Raw genomic sequence first — 26,992 nt, 5'->3', positions numbered from 1 at the left:
GAATGTGAGCCTCCACTACGTGGCACTGGGGGACTCGACCACCGTAGGTGTCGGGGACCCGATGAACGGCAGCAGTACGACCGACCTGTCCGGTGCCGGTGCGCGCCCGGGCGAGGGGTGGCGGGGCTGGGCCTCGCTGCTCGCCGACTCCCTGGCCAGCTCCCACCGTGTGACGTTCTCCAACTTCGCGACCAGCGGCGCCACCGTGCCGATCGTCGCGACCGAGCAACTACCCGAAACCGGCGATGATCCGATCGACATCGCCTCGTTGATCGTCGGGGTGAACGACACCCTGCGGTCCACGTTCGACGCCGGCCGGATCCGGGATCACCTGCACCAGATCGCCGATCAACTGACCGCCCGCGGCGCGCTGCTGCTGACGGTCAGGTTCCACGACCACGGCAAGGTGTTCGGCCTGCCGAAATGGCTGCGGCGGCCGCTGTGGCACCGGATCGAGCAGGTCAACGTCGTCTTCGACGACCTGCACGCGCGGTACGGCGGGATCCGGCTGGACATGGCCGACTACCCCGAGGTGTACCGGCGGGACTTCTGGAGCATCGACCGGCTGCATCCGGGGGAGCTCGGCCACCGCAAGCTCGCCCGCGCGTTCGCCGACGAGTTGGCGGTCCGCGGACTGCCGATCGACGTACCGCCGGATCTGGACTGTGCGTACCGGCCGCCGAGTCGCTGGGCGGACACGATGTGGCTGGTCCGCGAAGGCGTGCCGTGGGTCGGGCGCCGGGCCAACGACCTGCTGCCGTGGGCGGCCCGGATGGCGGTGACGCAGGTTCGGCCACTCGGCCGGCCGTCACTGGTGCTTCCGCCGTCGTCGCTCGACCTCCCGCCGGCCGCCGTACGTCCGCCTTCGTCCAATGCGGAGGTCCAGCGTCTGGAGGCATAGGGTCTGGTTCATGGCCCGAATTGATGGACGTAACGCTGACCAGCTCCGCCCGGTGACGATCACCAGGAACTGGCTCGACCACGCCGAGGGCTCGGTGCTGGTCGAGTTCGGGCGGACCCGGGTGCTGTGCGCGGCGAGTGTGACCGAGGGCGTGCCGCGCTGGCGGAAGGGATCGGGGCTCGGCTGGGTCAGCGCGGAGTACGCGATGCTGCCGCGGGCGACCAACACCCGCTCGGACCGCGAGTCCGTGAAGGGCAAGATCGGCGGCCGGACGCACGAGATCTCCCGGTTGATCGGGCGCTCGCTGCGGGCCGTGATCGACTACAAGGCGCTCGGCGAGAACACGATCCTGCTGGACTGCGACGTACTGCAGGCCGACGGCGGGACGCGGACCGCGGCGATCACCGGCGCGTACGTCGCGCTCGCGGACGCGGTGTCGTTCCTGCGCGAGCGGAAGCTGCTGAAGAGCGAGCCGCTGACCGGGACGGTGTCGGCGGTGTCGGTCGGGATCATCGACGGGGCGCCGATGCTGGACCTCTGCTACGAAGAGGACGTCCGGGCCGAGACCGACATGAACCTGGTGATCACCGGCGAGGGCAAGTTCATCGAGGTGCAGGGCACGGCCGAGGGCGCGCCGTTCGACCGTTTGGAGCTGGACAGCCTGCTTTCGCTGGGTGTCGCCGGTTGTGCGGACCTGGCCAAGCTGCAGCAGGAGGCGCTGGCATGAGCCGGGTATTGCTGGCGTCGAACAACAAGAAGAAGCTCGAGGAGCTGCGGCGGATCCTGACGCCGATCGTGCCCGGTATCGAGGTGCTCGGGCTCGGCGACGTACCGGCGTACGACGAGCCGGCCGAGACTGAGCCGACGTTCGAGGGGAACGCGCTGCTCAAGGCACACGCGGCGCTGAAGGCGACCGGGCTGCCGTCGATCGCGGACGACAGCGGCATCTGCGTCGACGCGCTGAACGGGATGCCCGGTGTGCTGTCGGCGCGGTGGTCCGGGCCGTTGAAGGACAACCACGCCAACAACCTGCTGCTGCTCGGTCAGCTGGAGGACGTTCCGGACGAGCGGCGCGGGGCGTCGTTCGTGGCGGCGGTGGCGTTCGTCCGGCCGGATGCCGACGACGAGGTCGTGATCGGCGAGATGCGCGGGTCGGTGATCCGCTCGTTGCGCGGCACGGGTGGGTTCGGGTACGACGTGCTGTTCCAGGCCGAGGGGTACGACCGGACCACGGCCGAACTGTCCATCGAGGAGAAGGACGCGATCAGCCACCGCGGGAAGGCGCTGCGCGCGCTGGCGCCGCTGGTCGCGAAGGCATTGGGGAGCTAGAGATGCTGTTCGCGGGATCGGATCGGGACGGGGTTGCGGACGGGAAGATCACCGTCGCCTATCGGCGCTGGGCCGAGCCGCGCGTGGTCGAGGGGCGGATCTACCGCACCAACGCGGGCCGGATCGAGATCGACAGCATCCGCACGGTCAACCCCGAGCTGATCGCGGACACCGATGCCGAGGTCGCACTGGCCGATCGTCGCAATGCCAAGGACGTACGGCGGCGGTTACGTGGGGACGAGTCGATGCCGACGTTCCTGATCCGCTTCCACCTCGTCGAAGGTCCGGATCCGCGCGAGGAGCTCGCCGCGCAGACCTCGTTGTCGGCAGAGGAGCTCGCCGACGTCCGAGCCCGGCTGGCTCAGTTCGACCAGCTGAGCCACCACGGCGCGTGGACGACCGAGACGCTCCAGCTGATCCAGTCCCGGCCGGCGACCAGGGCTGCCGATCTCGCGGCCTCGGTCGGCCGGGAGACCGCGCCGTTCAAGCTCGACGTCCGGAAGCTGAAGAACCTCGGCCTGACCCACAGCCTCGAGGTCGGCTACGAACTCAGCCCCCGCGGCGCGGCGTACCTAGATGCCCTAGGCAACTAGCCCCCCAGCGGTTTGCGGGCGTGGTGCTAGATCTCGTTGCCGCGGTAGAGGTTGAGGGTGGCGAGTAGGTCTTCGTGGAGTTCGAACCAGACTCGGTGGCAGGAGTCGACGTCGGAGCGGTCGACCCAGGATGTGTCGCCTGCGGTGGCGCGGGCCAGCGCTGTTGAGAACCGGGTGTCGTAGCCGCGGAAGCGCGGGAGGACGCTCGTGAGGCGGGCCGTGATCGGGGCGAGAGCGGTGTCGAGGACCTCGAGTTCGTGCAGGACGCCGGCGTCCCAGGCGGGGTCGGAGTGGTCGTTCGCGGCGAGCGGGTCGGTGGGTGTTGGGCGGAGTTGCCAGTCGGTGCAGGCCTGTTGGAGAACGGCGTTGAGCGGCAGGAAGTCGGCGTACACGTCCCGTACGGCGTCTGGGTTGCCCAGCTCGACCGCGAGGCGGCGCTCGTTCTCGGCGCGGCCTGCGTCTGTCAGCGACCAGCCGGAGGTGCCGGCGAACGTACTGCGGGTTGTCCAGCCCTCCGCCTCGGCGTCCTTGAGTGCGTCCTCGACTGCTTGCTGCGGGAGGTCGAAGCGCTGGGCGACGGCCGGGGTGTCTGCGAAACCCAGCAGGCGTACGGCGTGCAGCGCCAAATGCATCATGAATCCATCCGCGCGGCGAGCCGGTTGAACCGCTGCTGACAGGCCTGCGGGGAACTGAACCCCATCGCGTCGGCCATCTCCGCCCAGGTCAGACCGGAGCTCCGCGCGAGGAACAGCAGGCCGGACTCGACCTCCTCGACCTCGGCACGCGCGGCCGGCAGCAGGGTCAGCGCGGCCAGCAGGTCGTCGTTGGACAGATCTGGGCGCGAGACCGCGAACTGAGTCAGATCGACCGCCGACAAGGGAATCGGCGCCGGCCGCCACGGCCGCGGCGGCACGTCCTTCGCGCCCTTGGCGAGCAGTTGCTCGCGGGCCTGCCGCTGGCGCTCGGCCTGAGCCTGATCCGGGTCCTGCTTGCTTCGCATCCGCCAACAGTGGATCATCAACAAAACCTTGTCAACGTTTTGTTGTCAACGTTCCGTTGATCGGAGGGTGATCGTGCTGGTCCCGTTGGCAGCCGCGACCGTGCCCTTGCACGGCGGCAAAGCCGGCAGCCTAGGCAGGTTGATCCGCGCCGGCCTACCCGTCCCCACCGGCGTTGTAATCCCGCCGGCACCCACCCCACCAGCTCCGCCCACCGGTCCTGCGCCGCACGGCGTGGGTGGCGTGGGTGGCGGGGACGGCGCGGTGGAGGTGCTGAGCGGTTCGTTGGCGGATGAGCTTGGGGGGTGGCTTGAGCGGATGGGGGATCCGGTGGTAGCCGTACGGTCGTCGGCTGCGAACGAGGACACCGCGCGTACGTCGGCCGCAGGTCAGCACGACAGCTTCCTCGGCGTACGAGGGCTGGCTGCGATTCTGGAGGCCGTGCAGGCATGCCGTACGTCGGTGTGGACGCCCCGCGCGGTGGCTTATCGCGACGGCTCTGAGGCGCCGCCGATGGCCGTGATCGTCCAGCTCCAACTGGATGCGGACGTCTCCGGCGTCATGTTCACCGCCGACGGTACGACGACGATCGAAGCGTCCTGGGGTTTGGGCACGAGCGTCGTCGAGGGCCGTGTGACGCCCGACAGATACCTGGTCGCCGACGGCACGGTCACCCGCACGATCGCCGACAAACAAACCACCCTCACCCTGACCGGCACCCACCAGGTCCCCGCCGGCCGCCGCCGGATCCCGGCTCTCTCCGACACAACCGCCGTACACCTGGCCAACCTCGCCCACCAGGCAGCGTCCGCCCTGGGCGCCCCTCAAGACCTCGAGTGGGCCATCGCCGCCAACACCCCCTGGCTCCTGCAATCCCGCCCCATCACAGCCCAGCCCCCACCCGCCAACCTGAGCCGCACCCCAGGCACCCTCACCAGCACCCCAGGCACCCTCACCAGCACCCCCGGCAGCCACGCCACCCTCACAGGCACGCCCGGCAGCCATGGCACCGCCACAGGCCCCGCCAGGATCGTCCGCGGCCCGGCGGACTTCCCCCACGTCCGCCCCGGCGACATCCTCATCTGCCCCTACACAGACCCGGCCTGGACCCCGCTCCTGTCCATAGCCGCCGGCGTCATCACCGAACAAGGCGGCATCCTCTCCCACGCCGCCATCGTCGCCCGAGAACAAGGCATCCCCGCCGTCCTGGCCGTCCCCAACGCCACCACCCGAATCCCCACCAGCACCCCAACAACCCTCAACGGCACCACCGGCACCATCGAGATCTGAGTCAGCGGTTGTCGCCGCTGCCGCTGAGCATGTTGCGGGACTGGCGGTCGGCGAGTTTGGTGAGGTTGAGGTGGGCTACTTCTTCGAGGGGTACGTCGAAGTGGTCGGCGAGGACCGCGATGTACCAGAGGGTGTCGCCGAGTTCCTTCTTCAGGTCGTCGCGGTCCCAGCGGGTGAAGTCGCTGTCCTGGTCGCGGACGATCTTCTTCGCCTTCTCGGCGAGCTCGCCGGCTTCGCCGACCAGTCCGAGCAGCAGGTGGAAGACCTCGTTGGGCTTGTCCTTCGGGGCGGCGGTCCGGAGGGCGGCCTGCTGGTACTCGTTGAGGTGCATGTGCCAGAGGCGGGAGTTGAACCCGCACGCCCGGGGGCGCCGGCACCTAAAGCCGGTGTGTCTGCCGTTCCACCACTCTGGCTGAAGAGGCGTGGTCGCCTCCCCTAGACGAACATCCTAGGGGAGGCGACCACGTCAGCGGCTCTGCAGGGCGTCGATGAAGACGTTCTTCAGGTCGCCGGGCTGGCGGGCGACGTACGCCTGGCCGCCGGTGGCCTGGGCCAGGGCGCTGAGCTCGTCGGCGTTCACCTCGGGGCCCATGCCGAGCGCGATGATGCGGACCGGGCGGCCGGGGTCCTGCAGACCGCGCAGGGTGCTGACCGCCTGGGCCAGCGTCGGGCTGCCCGGGTCGTCGTTCTTGCCGTCGGTGAACAGCAGGATCGAGTTCACCGCCCGCTGGTCGTAGCCCTGCCGTACGGCGCGGACCGCGGCGATCGCGGTGTCGTACAGCCCGGTTCCGCCGTTCTCGATCGGGTGCTGGATCTTCAGCTGGTCGACGATCTTCCCGCGCTGCCGCTTCGACAGCGGTGAGATCGGCACCAGTTCCTTGTAGTCGGCGCCGTCGGTCCCGATCTTGGTCGAGAACGTCCACAGGCCGAGCGACGCGCTGTCCGGGAACAGGCTCAGACCGCCCACCGCCGCCTCGATCGTCAGCTGCATCCGGGTCTTCGTGCCGACCTTGTCGGCCATCGAGCCGGATACGTCGATGACGGCCAGCGAGTGCGTCAGCAGTGACAGCCGGGTCCAGTTCTGCAGCGTGGTGTCGATCGCCTCGCTGGTCGGCTTGGTCAGCTGGTTGACGTCGCCGACGCCGCGCCCGCCGCTGAGCGGGCTCAGCTGGGTGTCGCGGAACCCGGCCTGGTCGCGCGCCTGCCCGGCCGCGTCGGTCAGCAGCTCACCGGCCAGCGCCTGGGCTGCGTTGGACGCCGCGTCGGTGTCCGACTTGGCGGTGACGACGATCGGGTAGTCCAGGTACAGCGTGCCGGTGGCCGGCTGGATCGCTCTCAGCTGGGCGTCCGGGTGGTCTTCCTGGTACTTCACGAAGCTCTGCTCCGACGCCGGTACGACGATCGTGCTGCCGTCCTGGTCGGCGCGGCCGAACAGGTCGTCGGCCTTCGTGTACGGCTTGGCCATCGAACCGAGCTTCTGCGCCAGCGGGACGACCACCTGCGAGACCGCCGTCTCGGACGCGGACGTCTTGGCCCGCTCCGCCTGTACGGCGAGCAGCGCGAGCGCGCCGGGCGAGGTGCTCAGCGGGTCGAGCAGGGCCGGTTGGGTCGCGCTCATGATGCGCAGCCACGAGGAGGTGTCGGCGAAGTTCGTCCTCCGGCCGACCAGCACCAGCGGGGAGGTCGCGATCGACTGGACCGCGATGGTCGGGACGCTCTGGCCGTCGTCGGCCTGGGCGACCCACAGCGACGAGTCCGGCACCCACAGGTCGGGCCGGTTGTCGCTGCCCTGCGCGACGTCGCGGGCGATCTGCGACGACGGGGCCGCGGTGATGGTGAACTGCAGGCACGGGTTGCCGTCCTTGCCGCCCTTGGCCGCCAGCGACTTGGCCGCGGCTTCGAGCGAGGACTGCATCTCCGGCGTGGTCGCCATCTGGATCTGCGTCGGGTCGTCGCACGCCTTGTTGCCGCCGAGGAATCCGTCGGCACCCGATTCCGATCCGAAGGAGCGGACGACGAACACCGCTCCCAGCGAAAGCACCAATAAGCCGACCGCGGTGATGTACACCGAACGGCGGTTGTTGTTACTTCCCGTCACCGCAGAGGAATGTTTTCCCATCGCGGCAGGTCCCTCCCTCCCAGAGGCTGACTGCGCGCGCAGATTACCCGGTTTCGGCAGGTCAGGGCGAAGGCCGCGACGATTCTTGACACAGCTGTGGTTGAACGCGGGTGGCCCCCGCAGTACCGCTCTTTCACAGGAACGCTGTAAAACTCACCGACGGTATTTGAGTCGTCGCGGTCCGGTGAGATCTCGGTGTGATCCAAATCACAGCAACCAGTTTGGTCAAACGACCGTTCCATGGACCGTGTCCATGAAACGGTCGAAGGTTTCCCTCCGGTAGCACCCGTTCCGGAGGTGCCTTTTCACAGTCCCAGGTCGCGGCGGAGCTTGGCGACGTGGCCGGTCGCCTTCACGTTGTACTGCGCGACCGCGATCTTCCCGTCGGGGTCGACAACGAAGGTCGAGCGGATCACGCCGGTCACCGTCTTGCCGTACATGGTCTTCTCGCCGAACGCGCCGTAGGCCTGCAGGACCTCCTTCTCGGGGTCGCTGAGCAGCGGGAACGTCACGCCGTCGCGCTCGCGGAACTTCGCCAGCTTGGCCGGCTTGTCCGGGGAGATGCCGAGGACGGCGTACCCGTGGGCCTGCAGGGAGTCGAGCGAGTCGCTGAAGTCGCACGCCTGCTTGGTGCAGCCCGGGGTCATCGCGGCCGGGTAGAAGTAGACGATCACGTTCTTCCCGCGCAGATCCTTCAGCGCCACGTCGTTGCCGTCGGCATCGGGCAGGGTGAAGTCGGGTGCGGTGTCGCCGACGGACAGACGTTCGGACATCAGGTCCTCCAGGAATTGATTGAAGTGCCGCAATCGTACGGGCAAGATGCGCCCATGAGCCCCCGCCCGCTTTTTGACGGCTACCTCGATCCGCGCCGCCCGCACGCGGGGGCGTACGACGAGATGTTCGACCCGGTCGACGGTGTGCGTACGGCGTACAAACGGCTGCACGACTCGCTGAAACCGCTGCAGCCGGCGGATCTGACCACGCGGTCCGAGGCGCTGGACCGGGCACTGGTCGACCAGGGGATCACGTTCAGCCTGTCGGGGGAGGAGCGGCCGTTCCCGCTCGATCTGGTGCCGCGGGTGATCACCGCGGCGGAGTGGTCCCGGCTGGAGCGCGGCGTGGTCCAGCGGGTGCGGGCGCTGGAGGCGTTCCTGGCTGACATCTATGGCGACCAGCAGATCGTCGCGGACGGCGTACTGCCTCGTCGGCTGATCACTTCTTGCGAACACTTCCACCGGCAGGCGGCCGGTATCGCACCACCTAACGGCGTCCGCATCCACGTGGCCGGCATCGACGTGGTCCGCGACGAGCAGGGTGACTTCCGCGTGCTCGAGGACAACCTGCGCAGTCCGTCCGGGGTGTCGTACGTGATGGAGAACCGCCGGACGATGGCGCGGGTGTTCCCGGACCTGTTCGCCAAGCACCGGGTGCGTGCGGTCGGCGACTACGCAGTACATCTGCTCCGGGCGCTACGGGCCGCGGCTCCGACCAGTGCGACAGATCCGAACGTCGTAGTGCTGACTCCGGGCGTCTACAACTCGGCGTACTTCGAGCACTCGCTGCTGGCTCGCCAGATGGGGGTGGAGCTGGTCGAGGGGCGCGACCTGTTCGCCCGCAACAACGTCATCTACCTGCGGACCACGGAAGGCGAGCAGCGGGTCGACGTGATCTACAGGCGGATCGACGACGAGTTCCTGGACCCGGTGCAGTTCCTGCCGGACTCGGCGCTCGGTGTGGCCGGTCTGGTCAACGCAGCGCGGTCTGGCAACGTCGTGATCGCCAATGCGATCGGCAACGGCGTGGGTGACGACAAGCTGATCTACACGTACCTGCCCGAGATCCTGAAGTACTACCTCGGCGAGACGCCCCTGCTGCCGAACGTCGACACGTACCGGTGCTGGCTGCCCGCGGAGCAGACCGAAGTACTGGACCGCCTCGACGAGCTGGTCACCAAGCCGGTCGAGGGCTCTGGTGGGTACGGCATCGTCTTCGGGCCGGATGCGTCGCCGAAGGAGCTCCAGGCGCAGCGGCGTCGTATCAAGGCCAATCCGCGCGGGTGGATCGCGCAGCCCGTCGTTCAGCTGTCCACTGTGCCCACGAAGGTGGGCGAGCGGCTGCAGCCGCGACATGTGGACCTGCGGCCGTTCGCAGTCAACGACGGCGACGACGTGTTCGTTCTGCCCGGTGGGCTGACCAGAGTGGCGATTCCTGAGGGCAGCCTGGTCGTCAACTCCTCCCAGGGCGGTGGCTCCAAGGACACCTGGGTCCTGGCGCCCAGAGCGTCCGACGAGGACGCCGAGCTCCGCGGTCCCGGCCTTGGTACGGCGACGGTGAAGCAGGACAGCGCGTCGACGCCGGAGCGCGGTCCGGAATTGAACGTCGCCCAACAGCAGCAGCAACAGTGATGGGGAGGTGCTGACGATGCTCGCACGCAACGCCGAGTCGCTGTACTGGATCGGCCGGTACGTCGAACGCGCGGACGACACCGCGCGGATCCTCGACGTCTCGGTGCACCAGCTGCTCGAGGACGCCACCGTCGACGCGGACACGGCCAGCCGCAGGCTGCTCTCGGTCCTCGGCATCACCCCACCCGACGGCAGCACGCTGGACGTGTGGGGGCTGACCGAGCTGGTCGCGATGTCGCCGGAGACCGGGTCGATCGTGTCCTCGATCGGTAGCGCCCGCGAGAACACCCGTGTCGCGCGCGAGGTCGTGTCCAGTGAGCTGTGGCAGTGCATCAACGCGATGTGGAACGCCGTACCCGAGCGGCAGCGGGCTGCTCGGCGTGTAGGCCCGCACGAGTTCTTCACGTTCGTGGAGGACCGGGCGGCGATGTTCGCCGGGCTGGCCGACTCCACGATGAGCCGCGACGACGGATGGCGCTTCCTCGTGCTCGGCCGCTCGGTGGAACGCGTCGACATGATCGTCCGGATGCTGATGTCCCGGGTCGGCGACCGTCCGACCTCACCGGGCTGGGTGACCGTACTGCGTTCCGCGGGTGCGCACGACACCTACTTGCGGACGTACCGCGGCGCGCTGGATGCCTCACGGGTCGTGCAGTTCTTGCTGCTGGACCGCCTGTTCCCGAGGTCGGTGTTCCATGCGCTGCAGCAGGCGGAGTCCTGCCTCGACGACCTCGACCACGGGCCGGCGGCGCGGATCGGTGCTGGTGCCGAGGCGGCGCGGTTGCTGGGCAAGGCCCGCAGCGATCTGGAGTTCCTGCGACCTGCGGACCTGTTGGACAACCTGACCGGCAGACTCCAAGATCTGCAGACGACAGTCCGCGAGGTAGGCGAGGCCGTGTCCCGCCAGTACTTCCATGCGGTGCCGTGGATCGAGTGGAACAACGCGGGGGTGAACCTGTGAAGTGGCGTCTCCGAGTCGTGCATACGACCGGCTATAGGTACGCCACGGCTGTCACTCAGTCGTACAACGAGGCCAGACTGACCCCGCGCCACGACGACCGGCAGAACCTGATGGTGGCCCGGCTGGAGACCATCCCCACGACCCGTGCGTACAAGTACACGGACTACTGGGGTACTGAGGTCAACTCGTTCGACCTCCACACTCCGCACACCGAGCTGAAGGTGATCGCGGCCTCCGTCGTCGAGACGACCGACCAGACCGCACCGTCTGTCGACGCGACCTGGTCCCAGCTGAGGTCACCTGAGGTGCTGGACGCGTACGCCGAATACAAGGAGTGGACCAGCTACGTCCCGAAGCACCGTGAGCTCGCTGCGGTTGCACGCTCGCTCCGCAAGGGCCACACCCCGCAGGAGACTGTGCTGGCCGTGTCGAAGTGGGTGCACGACACGCTGAAGTACCAGCGTGGCACCACTGGTGTGCACTCGTCGGCTGTCGACGCTTGGCAGGCCGGTGAGGGCGTGTGCCAGGACTATGCGCATCTGACGCTGGCCATGCTGCGCGCGGTCGACGTACCGGCCCGCTATGTCTCCGGATACCTGCACACCAAGCCGGACGCGGCAGTGGGCGAGACGGTCGTCGGTGAGAGCCATGCGTGGGTGGAGGCGTGGACCGGTGAGTGGTGGGGCTTCGACCCGACCAACGACATCCCGATCGGTCACCGGCATGTCTGGGTGGCGACCGGACGGGACTACGGCGACGTGTCACCGCTGAAGGGCATCTACTCCGGAGGTGCGGCGACGGCCATCGAGGTGACCGTCGACATGACCCGGTTAGCCTGAGCCCATGCGGGCCATGACAGTGACGCCGGGCAAGTCCGACTCGGCGAGGGTGGGCGAGGTCTCGGAGCCTCCCGTTGCCGACGGTTCGATCCTCGTGGAGGGCCTGCTGACGGGTATCTGCGGGACCGACATCGAGCTGGTCTCCGGCGCGTTCGGCAGCGGACGTCCGGGATCGGATCAGCTCGTCATCGGACACGAGTCGCTCGGCCGCGTCCTGGAGGCACCTGTGGGCTCGGGCTTCGTGGCCGGCGACCTGGTGGCCGGAGTGGTCCGCCGACCGGATCCAGTGCCCTGTCCGGCCTGTGCGCGCGGCGAGTGGGACTTCTGCCGCAACGGTGAGTACACCGAGCGCGGCATCAAGGAGATGGACGGGTACGGCGCTGAGCGCTGGCGGGTCGACCCGTACTTCGCCGTGCGGGTTCCGGCTGAGCTGGGAGAGCTCGGCGTGCTCTTGGAGCCCGCCAGCATCCTGACGAAAGCCTGGGAGCAGGTGGACCAGGTCGGCGCGCGGTCCTGGTTCGGTCCGCAACACGTGCTCGTGACGGGTGCTGGTCCGATCGGGCTGCTCGCGGCGCTCATCGCCCGGCAGCGCGGGTACGACGTACATGTGTTGGACAGGGTCACGGACGGGCCGAAGCCGGAGCTGGTACGGGCGCTGGGCGGGACCTACCTGACGGACCTGGACCAGCTGGATGTCGTGCCGGATGTGGTGATCGAGGCGACCGGGGCCGGGCAGTTGGTGTTCGACTGCGCGTCGTTGCTCCCACCGGCCGGTGTGATGTGCCTGGCCGGGATCCACCCCGGGCCGGCGACTGTCGACGTACCGCTGGACGCCCTGGTCCGGCAGTTGGTGGTGCGAAACGCCGCATTGGTCGGAACCGTGAACGCGGGCAAACGGCACTACGCAGACGCTGTGGACGTGCTGCTCGCGGCTGATCGGGCCTGGCTGCAGCAGTTGATCACCCGGACCGTGCCGCTGTCGCAGTGGCCGGATGCATTGGTGCGGGAACCGGATGACATCAAGGTGGTCGTGGACTTGCGGGGATGACCTGCGAGGATGGTGGGTGACGAGGGGCAGATCGGGGCATGCCCCGCGGATGGAAGGAGCGTCGACAGGTGTCGGACACGAAGGCTCGGACCGCCGAGCAGATCGAGGCGGACATCGCCGCCACCCGGTTGCGCCTGGCTTCGACCGTCGACGAGCTGGTCGACCGCGCGAACCCGAAGAACGTGGCCCTGCGACAGGTCGAGCAGGCCAAGTCCCAGGTCTTCGACGAGCAGGGTCAGCTGCGGACCCAGAAGATCGTCGCGGTCGCGGGTGCGGTGGTCGGCGTCGTCGGCGTGCTGCTGGTGATCCGCCGGCTGGTGGGTCGCCGGTGACGCCACGCAAGCGGCTGTCCGACGACAAACTCCCGATCCGGATGCTGCACGACCGCGTCCTGGTCTCCCTCGAGCAGGAGGGCGAGCGCAAGTCGTCGGCCGGCATCTTGATCCCTGCCACCGCCCAGATGGGCCGCAGGCTCGCGTGGGCGAAGGTGGTCGCGGTCGGCGCGAACGTGCGGACCGTGGAGGTCGACGACCGCGTGCTGTTCGACCCGGAGGACCGGGCCGAGGTGGAGGTGCGCGGCGACGACTACATCCTGCTGCGCGAGCGGGACCTGCATGCGGTCGCGGCCGGCCGTCTCGAAGACGGTCAGACCGGCCTCTATCTCTGAAAGTGGAAGTGGGCAGGGGTGTCCGGTCCACCCGTCACCAGGTCACGGACGAACGCGCCCACCAGCGGCACGAACTTGAAGCCCTGTCCTGAGAACCCTGCGGCCACGGTGATCGGGCCGGCCCGGTCGATCACGAAGGTGGCCGACGGCGTGTTGTCGTAGAGGCAACTGATCGCAGTGGATCGGGTCGGGTCCAGTCCGGGGTACCACTCCTCGACATACCGCAGCAGGGTCTCGTCCCGCTCCGGCTCCGGCCGGAAGTCCCTGGTGTCGGGGTCCACCTCGGGTCCGCTCGCGTGCATCCCGACCTTCACTCCGGAGCCTGGCTCGTAGAGGCCATAGCTGTCAGGGCCCCAGTGCACGAAGCTCGGCCACTCCAGGTCCTCGGACAGCGGTGGGAAGAACCGGGGCTGCTCCTGTGTCACCGTGAACGGCGGCAACGGCGCCAGACCACGCAGCAGCTTCGGAGTCCACGGTCCAGCAGTCACCACGACGTGCTGCGCCCGCACGGCCCCACCTGGTACGTCGAGCTCCACCATCTCGTCATGAAGTCGCAGCGCCCGTACCGGCGACTGCACGCGGAACTCCGCGCCCGACCGGGCTGCCACCGTCTGCAACGCGTGCACCGCGCGATCGGCGTACAGCCGACCTGAGCCCGGCTGGTAGAGCACCGGACTCTCGAACCGGAAACCGGGCCAGCGCTCAGCGGCTTCCGGCGCCGCCAGCACCGACCCGGTTGCCGCATGCAACAACCGGAACGTCTCGACCGACTCGTCACTCAGTCCGTGGTCGATCCCACCGGTCTCCTCGAGCAACGTCTCGCCGCAGTCCGCCTCCAGCTCGCGCCACAACGGCCGGGCCCGCTCGGTCAGCTCGGCCACCTCGGCGTCATCGGCCGCCGGCCGGAACAGCCGCGTCCCACCGTGCGATCCGCCCCGTTCGTGCCCGAGCGTGAACTGCTCCAGTACGACGACCTCCCGCCCGGCCGCCGCCAGCGCACGGGCCGCCGCCGAGCCCATCGCACCGGCCCCCACCACCGCCACGTCGTACGTCATTGCAGCAGCGTACGGAGACCGGGGCAGCCTCAGAAGGCGTTGGGACCGAACCGGAAGATCGCCACCAGGACGGCCAGGACCAGGATGATCGCGTTGAGGAAGATCTGCGGGATCTCCTTGCGGCGGCCGTGGGTGATGATCGCGCCGGCCATGATGACGGCGAGGCCGGTCGCAGCCAGCGGGACGAGCACCGGCGCGATGTCCAGCGCACCCGGCAGGATGAGGCCGATCGCGCCCAGCACCTCGGCCGTCCCGATCAGCTTGATCGTGCCCGCGGAGAAGTCCTCGACCCACTTCATGTTCGGGTTGGCCAGCAGCTTGCGCCGGCTCTGGCTCAGCTTGGTGGCGCCGGCGGCGAGGAAGAAGGCCGCCAGCACTCCGGCGAGGATCCACAGAAAGACGTTCATGTCCCACTCTCGGTCATTAGTTGATGCGTCAACTCAAAGCTAGAGCCAAGTGACTTGAAGCGTCAAGTATTCCGGTAGAATGGCGTCATGGCGGGGGATGCGCGATGGCTGGAGCGAGACGAGCTCGCGACGTGGATGTCGCTGGCCGCGCTGCTCTTCAAGCTGCCCGGAGTGCTGGACTATCAGCTCCAGCGGGACTCAGGGCTGACCCACTTCGAGTACCTCGTGCTCGCGGGGCTCTCGGAGTCACCCGGGCGGTCTCGGCGGATGAGCGACCTGGCCGGCTTCGCGAACGGCTCGCTGTCGCGGCTCTCCCATGTGGTCAAGCGCCTCGAGCAGCGTGGTTTCGTCGAGCGCCGGCCGGCCGAGGACGACGGGCGGATCACCGTCGCAACCATCACGGACAGCGGTTACGAGTTCCTCGTCGCCGCCGCGCCGGGCCACGTCGCGACCGTCCGCGAGTACGTCGTCGACGTGCTCAGCCCGGAGCAGTTGGCGCAGCTGAAGGACATCGCCGACACGATCCTCGCCAAGGTTGACCCGGGCAAGGATTGCTGACGTTTCTCGCGGAGCGGGCAGGCGGAGGCGGAGCGATCAGGAGGCGGGGGAGAATGGGCCTGTGATCTTCGAGACCTCCAGCCGGTTGCCAGACTTCCCGTGGGACAAGCTCGCCCCTTACCAGCAGAAGGCGGCCGAGCATCCCGACGGCATCGTCGACCTGTCTGTCGGCAGTCCGGTCGACCCGGTGCCCGAGTTGGTGAAGAAGGCGCTGGCAGACGCCGCCGACGCCCCGTCGTACCCGACGACCATCGGTACGTCGGCTGCGCGGCAGGCCGCGGTGGACTGGATGGCCCGGCGTCTCGATGTGAGCGGAGTGGACCCGCAGAGCGGCGTACTGCCCGTGATCGGCACCAAAGAGCTGATCATGATGCTGCCGACGCTGCTGGGTATCGGGGCGGGCGACACCGTCCTCATCCCGGACCTGGCGTACCCGACGTACGAGGCGGGCGCTGCGCTCGCCCGCGCGACCAGCGTGCCGGTCGCGGACCCCACGACGTACGACGGGCCGGTGCGGGTCGCGTACCTCAACTCGCCGCGCAACCCGTCCGGTGAGATCACCTCCGCGGACGATCTGCGCCGTGCGGTCGAGTGGGCGCGGGCGAACGACGTACTGCTGGTCAGCGACGAGTGCTACACCGAGTTCGGCTGGGACGAGAAGCCGGTGTCCGTGCTGCACCCGGACGTGTCCGGTGGCAGCTTCGACAACCTGCTCGCGGTGCACTCGCTGTCCAAGCGGTCCAACCTGGCCGGGTACCGCGGAGGCTTCGTAGCAGGTGACCCGACCGTGGTGACCGAGCTGCTTGCCGTACGCAAGCATGCCGGACTGATGGTGCCGTCGCCGATCCAGGCCGCGATGGCTGCCGCCTTCGCGGACGACGTGCACGTGGAGGAGCAGCGTGCCCGCTACCTCCGTCGGCGTGCGGTACTGCGGGATGCGCTGACCGATGCGGGCTGGGAGATCACGCTGTCCAACGGCGGGCTGTACCTGTGGGCGTCGCACCCGTCGTACGACGCGTACGGGTCTGTCGGGGCTCTGGCGGACCGGGGCATCCTGGTCGCTCCGGGTGCGTTCTACGGGACTGCGGGTGAGCGGCACGTCCGCGTCGCGCTCACCGGGACCGACGAGCGCATCGACTCCGCAGTGAAACGACTGCAGGAGTAAACAAAGTCCCCGCTCCCCTGTGACGTCTCCCGGTGTGGCTGCCTCTTATAGGGGGTAGGAGTCGTCAAGGGGAAGGTGAGGCGGATGAGACGCTTCGTTGGGGTGGCTGTCGCGGTGCTGCTGGGTCTGGGGCCGGTGAGTGTCGCGCACGCGGACGACTCCCCGTCGCCCAGCGTCACACCGACGGAGACTCCAGCGTCGACCCCTGCGTCGGCTGCTGTGTCGACACCGACACCGACGCCCACGCCTAAGCCGGCGGTGACCCCTGCCACTCCCACACCGGCGGCCACTCCCACGCCGGCTTGGTCGATCACCCTGGATCAGCCGGCTGCGTCCTGGGAGGACAAGCCGACCATCTTCACCGGCAAGATCAGCCAGCCGATCACTGGGTCGTACATCACCCTGTGGCAGCGAGTCCCCGGCGCCTGGGTGTTGCGTGGGTCGACTCGCACTACTGCGGGCGGCGTGTACCGCTTCAGCTACGTGTCGGCGTACACCGGGACCTGGGCGTTCCGCACGATGATCGGTGTGAAGGCGGAGACGGCGCTCGCGATCTCGGCGTACCGGACCGTGCCGATCCAGGACCGGAAGATCCTGATCAACACGCCGGCGGCCTGGTACGCCACGCTGACCGGCGTCTCGGTCACCGGGCGGATGGTGCCGGCCGAGCCGGGCAAGGAGCTCGCACTGCAGAGCTATCTGGGCAGTGGCAAGTGGCAGCTGCTCAACATCGGAGTCATGGATGCCAAGGGCAACTTCCGGCTCCGGATACCCGACGACCTGCCGGCCACGCGGACAGTGCGCGTCGTGACCAGGTACGTCAGTCAGGCCGCGATGGAGTACTCCGGCCTGGCGACGATCGTCATCAAGGCTGCACTGAACCCCAAGGTGTACGCCGTCTCCGCCGCCATGGTGCCGAACACGTACCGGGCCGGGTGTCCGGTCGCGCCGGCGTCGCTGCGGCTGCTTCAGCTGAACTACTGGGGCTTCGATGGCCATGTGCACCGTGGCGAGCTGATCCTGCGGGACGCGGCCGTGGCGAAGATGATCACGGTGTGGACCACGACGTTCGCGTCGAAGTTCCCGATCCGGCAGATGCGGCGGGTGGACGTATTCGGCGGCAGCGACGTGAAGTCGATGGCGGCCGACAACACGTCGGCGTTCAACTGCCGGCGGGTGACCGGTGATCCGTACTCGCTGTCGCCGCACTCGTACGGGTGGGCGATCGACATCAACACCGTGGAGAACCCGTACCTGGCGGCGAACGGCGTCTGGTACCCGTCGAACGGCCTGGCGTACCGCACCCGGACGCCGGCACGCCCCGGCATGCTGTTCGCCAGCAGCGTCGCCACCAAGGCACTGGTCGGCCAGGGCTACTTCTGGGGTGCCGGCTGGGCCAAGCCCGACTACCAACACTTCGAGCCGAAGTGACCCGCGTCAGCCGCCTGATCGGGTGGCCTGCTGGTGTGGGTGTGGTGTTGATAGTGGTTGCGGGGTGTAGCTCCAACTCAGCTGCTCAGCAGCCGGGGGTTGTGCAGCAGTCGGCTACGCCGGTTATCCCCAGCACTGTTGGTGGGACCGTGCCTGTGCCGCCCGCGACCATGAGCACCGCCAAGCCGACGGATGCGGCTGTCCCGCCGGAGGTGCCGGAGCAGGCGACTGCGCCGCCGCCTGCCAACGCCGGACCGCTTACTGCCCGCAACCTGCCAACGCCCGACAAGCTCGGCGCGGGCTGGAAGACCTACACGGACCCAGGCGGCGCCGAGGCCGGTTTCATCGGCAATAACACGTGGACCCGCCGCCGAGACCCTCACCAGGCCTCCTACGAAGCCCTGCCCTCCGGCTGCGCAGGCAAGCCCGCCACCGGCACCCTCCCCATCCCGGCCTACGCCCTGACCGGCAGCTACCGCACAGCCGACAACCAGCCCGCCACCGCCCTCCTCCTCCGCTTCAAGAACTCCGCCCAGGCGACGAACTACTACGCCGGATACCAGGCCCGCATGACCGCATGCGGCTCCGGCGGCGACCTGTCCGTCCACCCGCTCTGGTCCTCCGACACCGCTGGCGCTGCAGTCCGCGCCTACGCCGGAGCCGAGTCCTACGTTGACCTCTCCGTCGTCCATGGCTCCACAGTCGCCCTGCTCGCAACCACCTCCGCGCAACCTGACAAGCAGTCCGACTGGGCCCGCACCGTCGTGCCCACTCTCGAACAAGTCGTCGATCAACCCTAAAGTTGTATTACCTTTCAGTATTCTGTGACCTACACTCCGGTTATGGGTGACTTCGACCGGTATGCCCGTCTGACCGCGGGCCTGGACGCGCCGTACGCGGTGATCGATCTCGACGCCTTCCGGCGGAACGCGGACGACCTGGTCCGCCGCGCCGCGGGGACGCCGATCCGGATCGCGTCCAAGTCGGTCCGCTGCCGCGCGCTGATCGCCGCCGCGCTGGAGCGGCCCGGCTTCCACGGCGTGATGAGCTACGCGCTCCCCGAGGCCCTCTGGCTCGCGCACCACGGCGTCGACGACATCCTCCTCGGCTACCCGACCACCCATCGCACGGCTCTGCGCGAGCTCTCCGAGGACCCCGAAGCCGCGTCCCGGATCACGCTGATGATCGACGCGCCGGAGCACCTCGCGTACATCAAGGCGGCCGCGACCGGACCGGCCCGCATCCAGGTCTGTCTCGACGTCGACGCCTCGCTCCGCGTCTTCGGCCAGCATCTCGGCGTACGCCGCTCGCCGCTGCGGACCCCCGCCGAGGTCGCAGCCCTCGCCCGGGCCGTCGCCGCCGACGACGCGTTCGAGCTGACCGGCGTGATGTTCTACGAGGCGCAGATCGCCGGTCTGCCGGACACCTCACCGGCCGTCCGCTGGGTCAAGCGCCGCTCCGCTGCCGAGCTCGCCGATCGCCGCGGCGCCGTCGTCGACGCGGTCAAGCAGGTCGCTGCGCTCCGGATCGTCAACAGCGGCGGCACAGGCAGCCTGGAGATCAGCAGCGCCGACCCGTCGGTCACCGAGGTCACCGCCGGGTCCGGTCTCTACGGCCCGACCCTCTTCGACAAGTACGACGTCTTCCAGCCGGAGCACGCGATGGCGTACGCGCTCGACGTCGTACGCCGTCCTGCGCCTCGTATCGCCACGCTGTTCGGCGGCGGATACGTGGCGTCGGGGCCGGCGAAGAAGTCGCGGTTGCCCTTGCCTGCTTGGCCGTCCGGTCTGAAGCTGCTCGGCACCGAAGGTGCCGGCGAGGTGCAGACTCCGGTCCAGGGACAATCAGCCGATCGGCTGAATCTTGGCGACAGAGTATGGATGCGCTACGCGAAGGCAGGCGAGATGCTGGAGCGGTTCGATGTCCTGCACGCCGTTCACGGTGAGGACGTGAGCGAACTCGTCACCTACCGCGGCGAAGGGAAGAACTTCGGATGAGCACCTGGCGGAACTGGTCCGGCACCGAGTCGGCGACCGGTATCGAGACCCTGCGCCCCGGATCGACCGACGAACTGGCGGCCGCGGTCAAGTCCGCCGCCGAGCAGGGCAAGAAGCTCAAGGCGGTCGGCTCGGGACACTCGTTCACGGGGTGCTCGGTGCCGCAGCAGGTGATGATCCGGCTCGACGGGCTGTCGTCGATCACCCATGCCGACAAGTATTCCGGCCGGGTGACGGTCGGTGCGGGCACCGGCCTGCGGAAGCTCAACGCCGGCCTGGCCGCGTTCGACCTCGCAATGGCAAACCTGGGCGACATCGACAAGCAGACGATCTCTGGCGCGATCTCAACCGGCACGCACGGGACCGGTGCGGGGCTCGGGGGCCTCGCGACGCAGGTCGTCGCGCTCGACCTGGTCACCGCGGACGGGTCGGTGCTGCACTGCTCGGCCGAGGAGAATCCGGACGTTTTCGCCGCGGCCCGGGTCTCGGTCGGCGCGCTCGGCGTGATCAGCTCGCTGACACTGCAGTGCGTGCCGGCGTTCCTGCTGCGTGCACAGGAGATGCCGTTGCCGCTGGCCGACGTACTGGACGGTTTCCACGAGTTTGCCGATGGCAACGATCACTTCGAGTTCTACTGGTTCCCGCATACCGATATCGCGTTGACCAAGCGCAACAACCGGGTCGCGGCGGGCGTCGACGCGTCGCCGGTCGGCCGGATCCGCGGCTGGGTCGACGACGAACTGTTGTCCAACAAGGTCTTCGAGCTGACCAACCGGCTCGCAGTGCGCCGGCCCGGCACGGTTCCGCGGATCAACCAGCTCGCCTCACGCGCCTTGTCCGCGCGGGAGTACGTCGACTCGTCGTACAAGGTGTTCTGTTCCGAGCGCAACGTGATCTTCCGCGAATCGGAGTACGCCGTGCCCCGCGAGCACGTGGTCGAGGTGATCCGCCGGCTGCGCGACTGGATCGACACGTCGGGGTCGCGGATCCCGTTCCCGATCGAGGTCCGGGTGGCGGCGCCGGACAATATCTGGCTGTCGACGGCATCGGGGCGCGAGACGGCGTACGTCGCGATCCATCAGTACCACCGGCTCCCGCACGATCCGTACTTCCAAGCGTTCGAGAACATCGTCGCCGAGTACGACGGACGCCCGCACTGGGGCAAGCTGCACACGCTCACCGCGGCCGACCTCCGAGCGCGTTACCCGCACTTCGACGACTTCCTCGCCGTCCGCGACCGGCTCGACCCGCAACGCAGCTTCGAGAACCAGTACACCCGTCAGGTCTTCGGCTGAGCCCGCGCCGGACGATAGCCTGCCAGGCATGGATGCTGCGGAGGGGCTCGAGCCGTTGGCCGAGGATTGGCAGAAGGCGCTGGCGATTGTCGCGCACCCGGATGATCTCGAGTGGGGGTCGGCGGCCGCGATCGCGCGCTGGACCGGTCAGGGCAAGCAGATCGCGTACTGCCTGCTGACGTCCGGCGAGGCGGGGATCGACGGGGTCGACCCGGCCGAGTGCGCACCGTTGCGGGAGGCCGAGGAGATCGAGTCGGCCCGGATCGTCGGCGTGTCCACGGTCGAGTTCCTCGGCCAGCCCGACGGCACGATCGAGTACGGCGTACCGCTGCGGCGCGTCATCGCCGCCGCGATCCGGCGGCACCAGCCGGAGATCGTCATCACCGGCAACTTCCGCGACACCTGGGACGGCGACGTCGCGCTGAACCAGGCCGACCACATCAACACCGGCCGCGCGGTCGTCGACGCCGTTCGGGACGCCGCGAACCGCTGGATCTTCCCGGACGCCGGCGACAAGTGGGACGGCGTACGGCAGGTCTGGGCGGCCGGCTCACCGAACTCGCGGCACGGGGTCGACACTACTGACACCTTCGACCTCGGCCTGCAGTCGTTGAAGGCACACCAGGCCTACATCGACGGGCTGAACCGCGCGTTCGACCCGGAGGAGTTCCTCGAAGGCGTTTCGCGTCCGACCGGCACTCAGCTGGGCACGAAGTACGGCGCGCGGTTCGAAGTCTTCACTCCGTAGGCAGCTCGCGGGACGCCTGCAGGTGCGGCGGCATCGGCTTCGGGCGCCGCGGCTCGCGATCGCCGGCGGTGTCCGGACCGGGCGGGTTGCCCGGGCCGACCCACGAGCGGACCAGCGCGCGACCGCCCTTGCGGGTCATCCGGACGAGGTCGATCTGCTGGACCTGGGCGGCCGGGATCCCGAGCTGGGCCAGGCTCCGGTTCGCCATCGCGCAGGCGGCGTCGTGCTTGCGCGGCGAGAGGTTCTGCTGGAGGACGATCGCGATCGTCCCGTCCGGTAGGTCTTCGACCCGCTGGAACCGCATGCCCTTGTCGAGTGACCAGGACTTGAGGGCGAGCTCGAGGTAGGCGGAATCGGTCAGTCGTCGATCGGTCTTCGCGCGCGCAACCACTTCGTAACGGGCCATGAATCGATCATCCGTCGCCGGATTCCAGGAATCAACGAAGGGCGTTGATCGCCGCCGCCACCTCGGTCGGGCTGGAGATCAGCGTGAGGTGGTTCGCGTTCGGGATCAGCGTCGGCGCGGGTGCCCCGATCCGAGTGGCAGTCTCGGTCGCGTTGCCGCCGTTGGTGTCGAGCGCCCCGAACACGACCGACTTCGGGACGGGCAGGTCGCGAAGCTTGGCCAGGCGATCGGCCGACACGGCCGGGATGCCGTGCGCGGTCATCTGCCAGACCGCCTTCTCGGCGCCCGGCTGCCGGAACGGCCGGGTCCAGTCGTCGACGTTCATCGCCGGGCAGTTCGGGGAGCAGACGCTGTTGTAGATCTTCTTGAGCAGCCAGCCCTGGTCGAGCACCAGCCGGAACAGCGACGTCCGGTACGGCGGGACGATCAGCCACCGCGGCGGTCCGGCCTGCCCGCCCGGCAACGGCAGCGCGTCACCGTCGAGGAACATGATTCCGGCCATCCGGTTCGGTGCCTCCAGCGTTGCCTCGGCGACGACGCCGGCACCGAGCGAGTGCCCGACCAGGATCGGCCGTGGTTCACCAGGCCCGCCGAGGTGCATGGCGTCGAGGAAGCCGAGCAGCTGCGCCGCGAGATGCTCGATCGTGTACGGCGCCTTGCGCTCGGAGTACCCGTAGCCGGTGATGTCGTAGGCGTAGACGCGGTGGTTCGTCGCGAGCAGCGGGACGAGTCGCGACCAGGTGTCGACGGACTCCGCTGCCCCGTGGACGAGGACGACGGGCGTGCCCGACGTACCCCAGGTGTCATAGCGCGTGTTGATGTCGCCGGCCTCGACGTACTTCAGGCCGGAAGGCGGTGCAGCGGTCCCGTTGGTGGCGAGGTTGTAGCCGAGTGATGCCACGGTGACGATCAGCCAGAGCCCGAGAAGTCCCAGGAACCCCCGCCACAGGAACCGTTTCACGCCGCCAGTCTAGGAGTGCCCTCGGACGCCCTCTTGCAGCTGCAGGATGCGTTGCGACTCGGCGAGGACGGCGGGGGAGGCGAGCGACTGCCAGCGCGGAATCTGCTCGGTCAGGAACGGACCGAGTTTGACCGCGCGCTTGGCATCGTTGTCGAGGACGTCGAGCTCGTTGACGATCGTCAGGTCGACGAAGTCGCGGATGTCCTCGGCGCCGAGCTCTTCCGACGTACCGGTGAAGCGGTCGGTGACCGTGCGGTGCTCGGCGAGGTCGCGCCACGTGGTCTCGCGGTCGCACGCGCCGTACCGGTAGACGATCTGCTCGGCCTCGGTGCCGATCACCGAGTCCAGGACCGGGCGTTCGGTCTGCCAGTCGAACAGATGAGTCGGGAAACCGTCCGTCCCGTACGCCGCGTGGGCCAGGCCGGCGATCACCAGCGTGTCGGAGGCACCGAGCGAGCGCAGGCGCTTCGCGACCCGGTGCAGGTGGACGTACAGGCTTCCGCCGGCGTGGTCGATCTCGTCCGCGCCGCGTACCAGCAGCAACGAACCCAGGTCCTCGAAAGTGCTCATCTGACCCCTTCTCACCCCGGAGCGGCCAAATCGCTCGAACAGATCAGGGCCTTCGGACCGACCCAGGTCACCCACGGTAAGGCCAACCACCCACCCCCGCCCACAGCTGCGGCGTGCCGTTTCGGTCACACCCAGTTCATTTCCTGTTCCCCGAGGTGGCGGTCGGGGCTTCGGCGGTCAGGACTTCACCGGACCGCACCCCGGACCGGCCCCTGAAACCCGGGCCGGCCCATTCCCAGCGGCGGTGCAGGTGCCGACCATGAATCCATGAGTAACGCCGCAGCCCGCTGGACCCTGATCGCCGTCATGGCAACGATGACCCTGCTCACCATCACGCTGACCAGCGCCCTGAGCTAGGCCGCGCTGGACCGCGTCAGGTCGTTGCTGTCGGCAAGGGATCAAGGGCGCGGCGGGTCTCCTCGAGGAGACGGTGCAGGAGCGGGTTCGCGGTGTGTTTGGGCCAGATGAGGGCCAGCACGTTCGGAGTCGCGTCGACCAGCGGCAGCCACGTCAGCTTGGGATGGGCGAAGTACGTGACGGTCGACGCCGGCGCGATCCAGCAGCCGTGGCCGGCCGCGACCAGGTGGAGGCACTCCTCCGGGGTCCGCGCCTGCGGTCCGAAGATCGCGCGGCTGCCGTCCGGCCGCGGGTCGATGAACCAGAAGTTCACCACGGCCTCCGGCATCCCGTCCCGTGGCCCGACCACCGGTACGTCGGCGAGATCCTCGATGGACAACGCTGTGCGCGTCTCCAGCGGATGTCCGGGCGGCAGCGCGACCCAGCGGTCTTCTTCGAGCAGCGGGTGCACGGTGAACCGTGGATCGTCGCCGATCGGCAGCCACAGGAACGCCGCGTCCGCCCGACCCTCGACGAGTGCGGCGATCTCGTCAGGCAACGTGTGCGACGCGATCGGCCGTACTTCGACCTCGGGCGCGCCACGGCGGAGTGCGGCCTCGACCGCGGGCATGAAGTGCGCCGTACTCTGCGCCTTGAACGTGATCCGCAGCGGATCCGGCCGCCCTGCCGCCGTCAACCGCGCCTCGGTGACCATCGCCTGTGCTGACGACAACAGCGCCGCGCCCTGCTTGAGGACGACCTCGCCGGCCGGGGTCAGTTCGATGCCGGTCGGGCGCCGCTCGACCAGTGGGGTCCCGATCACTCGCTCCAGTTGACGGATCTGCCCGCTGACTGCCTGCTGTGTCAGGTTCAGGACGCCTGCCGCCCGCGTCATGCTGCCCTCGGCCGCAACGGCTTCGAGTGCCTCGAGCAGCCGCAGGCTCAGATCCACGCCGTCCTCGCATCCACCCAGCCATCGTGCCACAACGGCTTGTTGTGGCCTCGCCAACAAGTCTCTGTTTCCGCCCGCCGCGATCTGGCAGGACGATCGAAGCAGGTCTGCTGAAGGGAGAGACAAGAGGATGACGCTGAAGGGAAAGACGGCGCTGGTCACCGGCTCGTCGAAGGGCCTGGGCCGGGCGATCCTGCTCCGCCTCGCCGCTCAGGGCGCGAACGTCGTGGTCAACTACTCCCGCGACGAGTCCGCGGCGAACGAAGTACTCGACGCGGCCAAGGCGCTCGGCGTGCAGGCCATCTCGGTCGCCGCCGACGTGTCCCAGGTCGACGGGATCCAGCGGCTGTACGACGCGACGGTCGACGAGTTCGGCCAGGTCGACGTCGTGGTCGCGAACGCCGGCATGGAGAAGGTGAACGTCCCGGTCGCGGACGTCACCGAAGAGGACTTCGACCTGCTGTTCCGGGTCAACACCAAGGGCCCGTACTTCGTCCTGCGCGAGGCGGCCCGCCGGATCGCGGACAACGGCCGGATCATCACGATCTCGTCGAACACCACCACGGTCCCGCAGTTGGGCGTCGGCCTGTACGGCACCAGCAAGGTCGCCACCGGTTACCTGGCCCGGGTGCTCGCGCTGGAGCTGGGGCCGCGGGGAATCACCGTGAACACGATCGTGCCGGGGCCGATCGACGGCGCGGGGATCTTCACCGACCCGGCGAACGACGAGTACAAGCAGAGCCTGATCGCGATGGTGCCGATCGGGCGGCTCGGCACGACCGAGGACGTGGCCGGGATCGCGGCCTTCCTGGCCGGCGACGAGGCCGGACTGATCACCGGTCAGCAGATCGTCGCCGACGGCGGAATGCACTGAGCCGAACCTACTGAGCTGGACCTATTGAGGGAGAGAGATGACTGGAACGATGCGTGCGGCCCAGGTGCAGCAGGCCGGCGGCCCGTTCGTCGTGACCGATGTGCCGATCCCGGAACCCAAGGCCGGGCAGATCCGGGTGAAGGTGCACGCCTGCGGGATCTGCGGCGGTGACGCGATTCCGCGGAACGCGCTGTTCGGCACCGTGCTGCCGCGGATCCCGGGACACGAGATCGCCGGTGTCGTGGACGCGGTCGGCGAGGGCGTCACGGTCTGGGAGGTCGGTCAGCGGGTCGGCGTCGGCTGGTCCGGCGGCGTCGACTTCACCTGCGAGTACTGCCGGCGCGGCGACTTCACGAACTGCGTCAACCGCACGATCGTCGGCACGTCGTACGACGCCGGGTACGCCGAGTTCATGGTGGCGCCGCAGGATGCGGTGGCGCGGATCCCGGAGGCCTTGTCCTTCGAGGACGCGGCACCGTTGATGTGCGGCGGGATCACGGCGTTCAACGCGCTCCGGCATGCGAATGCGGGGCCGGGGGACACGATCGCGGTGCAAGGGGTCGGTGGTGTCGGCCACCTCGCGATCCAGTTCGCCGACAAGATGGGCTTCCGGACGGTGGCGATCAACCGCGGCCGGGACAAGGAGAAGCTCGCTCGTCAGCTCGGTGCGGACGAGTACATCGACAGCGAGGAGGGTGATGCAGGCGAGGCACTGCAGGCTCTCGGCGGTGCCGCCGTCGTGCTCGCGACGGTCTCGCGCGCTGATCTCCAGTCGGACCTGGTCAAGGGCCTGCGCCCGAACGGCGAGCTGATCGTCCTCGAGGGCAGCGACCCGATCCAGGTCACCGGCCATGCGCTCTCCGAGGGCCGGTTGTCGGTGTCCGGGTGGTACTCCGGGGTTGCGCAGGACTCCGAGGACACGCTGAACTTCGCGGTGCTCAAGGGCATCCGGCCGATCATCGAGACGTTCCCGCTCGAGCAGGCCGAGGACGCTTGGCAACACCAGCCCAAGGCGAACCTGCGCATCGTGCTCACGACCCAGGCCGGCTAGATCCCCAGAACCCGTCCGCAACCACCTCACACAGCT

31 protein-coding genes and 1 tRNA gene are annotated in these 26,992 nt (G+C 68.7%); 20 read left to right on the top strand and 12 right to left on the bottom strand.

Annotation, left to right across the window (positions count from 1 at the left end; genetic code table 11):
- The first annotated feature begins 4 nt into the window (after nt 1-4).
- The 4 genes from ABT313_RS02795 to ABT313_RS02780 are packed head-to-tail and all read left to right on the top strand — an operon-like array spanning nt 5 to nt 2,823.
- Nucleotides 5-901, top strand: a complete 897-nt coding sequence (locus tag ABT313_RS02795; protein WP_350847944.1) for an SGNH/GDSL hydrolase family protein — start codon at nt 5-7, stop codon at nt 899-901.
- Nucleotides 873-1,628 (top strand): ribonuclease PH, encoded by a 756-nt coding sequence (rph, locus tag ABT313_RS02790; RefSeq protein WP_502883928.1) that lies wholly within the window; start codon nt 873-875, stop codon nt 1,626-1,628. Before ABT313_RS02795 ends, rph begins: the two co-directional genes overlap by 29 nt.
- Nucleotides 1,625-2,230 (top strand): RdgB/HAM1 family non-canonical purine NTP pyrophosphatase, encoded by a 606-nt coding sequence (rdgB, locus tag ABT313_RS02785; RefSeq protein WP_350847940.1) that lies wholly within the window; start codon nt 1,625-1,627, stop codon nt 2,228-2,230. Before rph ends, rdgB begins: the two co-directional genes overlap by 4 nt.
- A gap of 2 nt (nt 2,231-2,232) precedes the next feature.
- Nucleotides 2,233-2,823, top strand: a complete 591-nt coding sequence (locus ABT313_RS02780; protein WP_350847938.1) for a hypothetical protein — start codon at nt 2,233-2,235, stop codon at nt 2,821-2,823.
- A gap of 26 nt (nt 2,824-2,849) precedes the next feature.
- On the opposite strand, the gene ABT313_RS02775 is transcribed toward ABT313_RS02780, so the two are convergent.
- A complete protein-coding gene (locus tag ABT313_RS02775; protein ID WP_350847937.1) occupies nt 2,850-3,458 on the bottom strand; it encodes a transcriptional regulator in 609 nt (202 codons plus the stop codon).
- Nucleotides 3,455-3,823: a hypothetical protein gene (locus ABT313_RS02770; RefSeq protein ID WP_350847935.1), complete on the bottom strand. Its 369-nt coding sequence runs from the start codon at nt 3,821-3,823 to the stop codon at nt 3,455-3,457. Before ABT313_RS02770 ends, ABT313_RS02775 begins: the two co-directional genes overlap by 4 nt.
- A 67-nt stretch (nt 3,824-3,890) precedes the next feature.
- On the opposite strand from ABT313_RS02770, the gene ABT313_RS02765 reads away from it, so the two are divergent.
- A complete protein-coding gene (locus ABT313_RS02765) occupies nt 3,891-5,111 on the top strand; it encodes a PEP/pyruvate-binding domain-containing protein (protein ID WP_502883927.1) in 1,221 nt (406 codons plus the stop codon).
- A 1-nt stretch (nt 5,112) separates the two neighbouring features.
- Here the strand turns inward: ABT313_RS02765 and ABT313_RS02760 are convergent, their stop codons facing one another.
- The 4 genes from ABT313_RS02760 to bcp form a co-directional block, all read right to left on the bottom strand.
- Nucleotides 5,113-5,442 (bottom strand): nucleoside triphosphate pyrophosphohydrolase family protein, encoded by a 330-nt coding sequence (locus tag ABT313_RS02760; RefSeq protein ID WP_350847931.1) that lies wholly within the window; start codon nt 5,440-5,442, stop codon nt 5,113-5,115.
- Nucleotide 5,443: 1 nt separating this feature from the next.
- Nucleotides 5,444-5,524, bottom strand: a tRNA-Leu gene (locus ABT313_RS02755).
- Nucleotides 5,525-5,577: 53 nt separating this feature from the next.
- On the bottom strand, nt 5,578-7,209 hold the full coding sequence (locus tag ABT313_RS02750) for a substrate-binding domain-containing protein (protein ID WP_350847929.1): 1,632 nt from the start codon (nt 7,207-7,209) through the stop codon (nt 5,578-5,580).
- 326 nt (nt 7,210-7,535) lie between these two features.
- Nucleotides 7,536-8,003 (bottom strand): thioredoxin-dependent thiol peroxidase, encoded by a 468-nt coding sequence (gene bcp / locus ABT313_RS02745; protein WP_350847927.1) that lies wholly within the window; start codon nt 8,001-8,003, stop codon nt 7,536-7,538.
- A 54-nt stretch (nt 8,004-8,057) separates the two neighbouring features.
- On the opposite strand from bcp, the gene ABT313_RS02740 reads away from it, so the two are divergent.
- From ABT313_RS02740 to ABT313_RS02715, 6 genes are all read left to right on the top strand, one after another.
- Nucleotides 8,058-9,635, top strand: coding sequence for a circularly permuted type 2 ATP-grasp protein (locus tag ABT313_RS02740; RefSeq protein ID WP_350847925.1), 1,578 nt, complete (start codon nt 8,058-8,060; stop codon nt 9,633-9,635).
- 16 nt (nt 9,636-9,651) lie between these two features.
- Nucleotides 9,652-10,596, top strand: coding sequence for an alpha-E domain-containing protein (locus tag ABT313_RS02735; RefSeq protein ID WP_350847923.1), 945 nt, complete (start codon nt 9,652-9,654; stop codon nt 10,594-10,596).
- Nucleotides 10,593-11,435, top strand: coding sequence for a transglutaminase family protein (locus ABT313_RS02730; RefSeq protein WP_350847921.1), 843 nt, complete (start codon nt 10,593-10,595; stop codon nt 11,433-11,435). Before ABT313_RS02735 ends, ABT313_RS02730 begins: the two co-directional genes overlap by 4 nt.
- A gap of 4 nt (nt 11,436-11,439) precedes the next feature.
- The gene (locus ABT313_RS02725) at nt 11,440-12,483 is read left to right on the top strand and encodes a glucose 1-dehydrogenase (RefSeq protein ID WP_350847920.1); all 1,044 of its coding nucleotides are present in this window, start codon (nt 11,440-11,442) and stop codon (nt 12,481-12,483) included.
- A gap of 68 nt (nt 12,484-12,551) precedes the next feature.
- Complete coding sequence (locus tag ABT313_RS02720) at nt 12,552-12,815, top strand: DUF3618 domain-containing protein (RefSeq protein ID WP_137253290.1); 264 nt, start codon at nt 12,552-12,554, stop codon at nt 12,813-12,815.
- Entirely contained in the window at nt 12,812-13,150 is a 339-nt protein-coding gene (locus tag ABT313_RS02715; protein WP_132210994.1) for a GroES family chaperonin, read from the top strand. The genes ABT313_RS02720 and ABT313_RS02715 overlap by 4 nt, the downstream gene beginning before the upstream one ends.
- On the opposite strand, the gene ABT313_RS02710 is transcribed toward ABT313_RS02715, so the two are convergent.
- Together ABT313_RS02710 and ABT313_RS02705 are read right to left on the bottom strand one after the other, a co-directional pair.
- Nucleotides 13,141-14,205, bottom strand: coding sequence for an FAD-dependent oxidoreductase (locus ABT313_RS02710; RefSeq protein WP_350847918.1), 1,065 nt, complete (start codon nt 14,203-14,205; stop codon nt 13,141-13,143). The genes ABT313_RS02715 and ABT313_RS02710 overlap by 10 nt on opposite strands.
- Before the next feature lie 29 nt (nt 14,206-14,234).
- Nucleotides 14,235-14,612, bottom strand: a complete 378-nt coding sequence (locus tag ABT313_RS02705) for a DoxX family protein (protein WP_350847916.1) — start codon at nt 14,610-14,612, stop codon at nt 14,235-14,237.
- An 87-nt stretch (nt 14,613-14,699) separates the two neighbouring features.
- On the opposite strand from ABT313_RS02705, the gene ABT313_RS02700 reads away from it, so the two are divergent.
- The 7 genes from ABT313_RS02700 to ABT313_RS02670 all read left to right on the top strand — a co-directional run bounded on the left by ABT313_RS02700 (nt 14,700) and on the right by ABT313_RS02670 (nt 21,806).
- Nucleotides 14,700-15,170 carry a MarR family winged helix-turn-helix transcriptional regulator gene (locus tag ABT313_RS02700; RefSeq protein ID WP_350847914.1) on the top strand — a complete coding sequence of 157 codons (471 nt, stop codon included), beginning with the start codon at nt 14,700-14,702 and terminating at the stop codon, nt 15,168-15,170.
- A gap of 64 nt (nt 15,171-15,234) precedes the next feature.
- The gene (gene dapC / locus ABT313_RS02695) at nt 15,235-16,335 is read left to right on the top strand and encodes a succinyldiaminopimelate transaminase (protein WP_350849840.1); all 1,101 of its coding nucleotides are present in this window, start codon (nt 15,235-15,237) and stop codon (nt 16,333-16,335) included.
- A gap of 84 nt (nt 16,336-16,419) precedes the next feature.
- Nucleotides 16,420-17,766, top strand: a complete 1,347-nt coding sequence (locus tag ABT313_RS02690) for a M15 family metallopeptidase (protein WP_350847912.1) — start codon at nt 16,420-16,422, stop codon at nt 17,764-17,766.
- A gap of 149 nt (nt 17,767-17,915) precedes the next feature.
- A complete protein-coding gene (locus tag ABT313_RS02685; protein ID WP_350847910.1) occupies nt 17,916-18,566 on the top strand; it encodes a hypothetical protein in 651 nt (216 codons plus the stop codon).
- A gap of 42 nt (nt 18,567-18,608) precedes the next feature.
- Nucleotides 18,609-19,763: an amino acid deaminase/aldolase gene (locus tag ABT313_RS02680; protein WP_350847908.1), complete on the top strand. Its 1,155-nt coding sequence runs from the start codon at nt 18,609-18,611 to the stop codon at nt 19,761-19,763.
- Complete coding sequence (locus tag ABT313_RS02675; RefSeq protein ID WP_350847906.1) at nt 19,760-21,058, top strand: D-arabinono-1,4-lactone oxidase; 1,299 nt, start codon at nt 19,760-19,762, stop codon at nt 21,056-21,058. Before ABT313_RS02680 ends, ABT313_RS02675 begins: the two co-directional genes overlap by 4 nt.
- A 28-nt stretch (nt 21,059-21,086) precedes the next feature.
- Nucleotides 21,087-21,806 (top strand): PIG-L deacetylase family protein, encoded by a 720-nt coding sequence (locus tag ABT313_RS02670; protein WP_350847904.1) that lies wholly within the window; start codon nt 21,087-21,089, stop codon nt 21,804-21,806.
- Here ABT313_RS02670 and ABT313_RS02665 read toward each other — a convergent pair.
- The 4 genes from ABT313_RS02665 to ABT313_RS02650 all read right to left on the bottom strand — a co-directional run bounded on the left by ABT313_RS02665 (nt 21,796) and on the right by ABT313_RS02650 (nt 25,064).
- Complete coding sequence (locus tag ABT313_RS02665; protein ID WP_350847902.1) at nt 21,796-22,212, bottom strand: hypothetical protein; 417 nt, start codon at nt 22,210-22,212, stop codon at nt 21,796-21,798. The two genes, ABT313_RS02670 and ABT313_RS02665, sit on opposite strands and share 11 nt — an antisense overlap.
- 31 nt (nt 22,213-22,243) lie before the next feature.
- Complete coding sequence (locus ABT313_RS02660; RefSeq protein WP_350847901.1) at nt 22,244-23,173, bottom strand: alpha/beta fold hydrolase; 930 nt, start codon at nt 23,171-23,173, stop codon at nt 22,244-22,246.
- Between the two features lie 9 nt (nt 23,174-23,182).
- Entirely contained in the window at nt 23,183-23,743 is a 561-nt protein-coding gene (locus ABT313_RS02655; protein ID WP_350847899.1) for a DUF6817 domain-containing protein, read from the bottom strand.
- A gap of 373 nt (nt 23,744-24,116) precedes the next feature.
- Nucleotides 24,117-25,064 carry a LysR family transcriptional regulator gene (locus ABT313_RS02650; RefSeq protein ID WP_350847897.1) on the bottom strand — a complete coding sequence of 316 codons (948 nt, stop codon included), beginning with the start codon at nt 25,062-25,064 and terminating at the stop codon, nt 24,117-24,119.
- A gap of 97 nt (nt 25,065-25,161) precedes the next feature.
- Here ABT313_RS02650 and ABT313_RS02645 point away from each other — a divergent pair, with 97 nt between their 5' ends.
- Complete coding sequence (locus tag ABT313_RS02645; RefSeq protein ID WP_350847895.1) at nt 25,162-25,905, top strand: SDR family oxidoreductase; 744 nt, start codon at nt 25,162-25,164, stop codon at nt 25,903-25,905.
- Between the two features lie 37 nt (nt 25,906-25,942).
- Nucleotides 25,943-26,956, top strand: coding sequence for an alcohol dehydrogenase catalytic domain-containing protein (locus ABT313_RS02640; RefSeq protein WP_350847893.1), 1,014 nt, complete (start codon nt 25,943-25,945; stop codon nt 26,954-26,956).
- The last annotated feature ends 36 nt before the right edge of the window (nt 26,957-26,992 follow it).

This window comes from Kribbella sp. NPDC000426, from assembly GCF_040300265.1.
GTDB lineage: Bacteria > Actinomycetota > Actinomycetes > Propionibacteriales > Kribbellaceae > Kribbella.
This window is presented reverse-complemented; position numbering and strand designations above follow the sequence as displayed.

Bases quoted from the DNA above. Each gene is read 5' to 3' on its own strand.
- rph (WP_502883928.1), top strand. From the start codon at position 873: ATGCGGAGGTCCAGCGTCTGGAGGCATAGGGTCTGGTTCATGGCCCGA.
- rdgB (WP_350847940.1), top strand. From the start codon at position 1,625: ATGAGCCGGGTATTGCTGGCGTCGAACAACAAGAAGAAGCTCGAGGAG.
- ABT313_RS02780 (WP_350847938.1), top strand. From the start codon at position 2,233: ATGCTGTTCGCGGGATCGGATCGGGACGGGGTTGCGGACGGGAAGATC.
- ABT313_RS02775 (WP_350847937.1), bottom strand. From the start codon at position 3,458: ATGATGCATTTGGCGCTGCACGCCGTACGCCTGCTGGGTTTCGCAGAC.
- ABT313_RS02770 (WP_350847935.1), bottom strand. From the start codon at position 3,823: ATGCGAAGCAAGCAGGACCCGGATCAGGCTCAGGCCGAGCGCCAGCGG.
- ABT313_RS02760 (WP_350847931.1), bottom strand. From the start codon at position 5,442: ATGCACCTCAACGAGTACCAGCAGGCCGCCCTCCGGACCGCCGCCCCG.
- bcp (WP_350847927.1), bottom strand. From the start codon at position 8,003: ATGTCCGAACGTCTGTCCGTCGGCGACACCGCACCCGACTTCACCCTG.
- ABT313_RS02740 (WP_350847925.1), top strand. From the start codon at position 8,058: ATGAGCCCCCGCCCGCTTTTTGACGGCTACCTCGATCCGCGCCGCCCG.
- ABT313_RS02735 (WP_350847923.1), top strand. From the start codon at position 9,652: ATGCTCGCACGCAACGCCGAGTCGCTGTACTGGATCGGCCGGTACGTC.
- ABT313_RS02725 (WP_350847920.1), top strand. From the start codon at position 11,440: ATGCGGGCCATGACAGTGACGCCGGGCAAGTCCGACTCGGCGAGGGTG.
- ABT313_RS02710 (WP_350847918.1), bottom strand. From the start codon at position 14,205: ATGACGTACGACGTGGCGGTGGTGGGGGCCGGTGCGATGGGCTCGGCG.
- ABT313_RS02705 (WP_350847916.1), bottom strand. From the start codon at position 14,612: ATGAACGTCTTTCTGTGGATCCTCGCCGGAGTGCTGGCGGCCTTCTTC.
- ABT313_RS02700 (WP_350847914.1), top strand. From the start codon at position 14,700: ATGGCGGGGGATGCGCGATGGCTGGAGCGAGACGAGCTCGCGACGTGG.
- ABT313_RS02690 (WP_350847912.1), top strand. From the start codon at position 16,420: ATGAGACGCTTCGTTGGGGTGGCTGTCGCGGTGCTGCTGGGTCTGGGG.
- ABT313_RS02680 (WP_350847908.1), top strand. From the start codon at position 18,609: ATGGGTGACTTCGACCGGTATGCCCGTCTGACCGCGGGCCTGGACGCG.
- ABT313_RS02675 (WP_350847906.1), top strand. From the start codon at position 19,760: ATGAGCACCTGGCGGAACTGGTCCGGCACCGAGTCGGCGACCGGTATC.
- ABT313_RS02670 (WP_350847904.1), top strand. From the start codon at position 21,087: ATGGATGCTGCGGAGGGGCTCGAGCCGTTGGCCGAGGATTGGCAGAAG.
- ABT313_RS02665 (WP_350847902.1), bottom strand. From the start codon at position 22,212: ATGGCCCGTTACGAAGTGGTTGCGCGCGCGAAGACCGATCGACGACTG.
- ABT313_RS02655 (WP_350847899.1), bottom strand. From the start codon at position 23,743: ATGAGCACTTTCGAGGACCTGGGTTCGTTGCTGCTGGTACGCGGCGCG.
- ABT313_RS02645 (WP_350847895.1), top strand. From the start codon at position 25,162: ATGACGCTGAAGGGAAAGACGGCGCTGGTCACCGGCTCGTCGAAGGGC.
- ABT313_RS02640 (WP_350847893.1), top strand. From the start codon at position 25,943: ATGACTGGAACGATGCGTGCGGCCCAGGTGCAGCAGGCCGGCGGCCCG.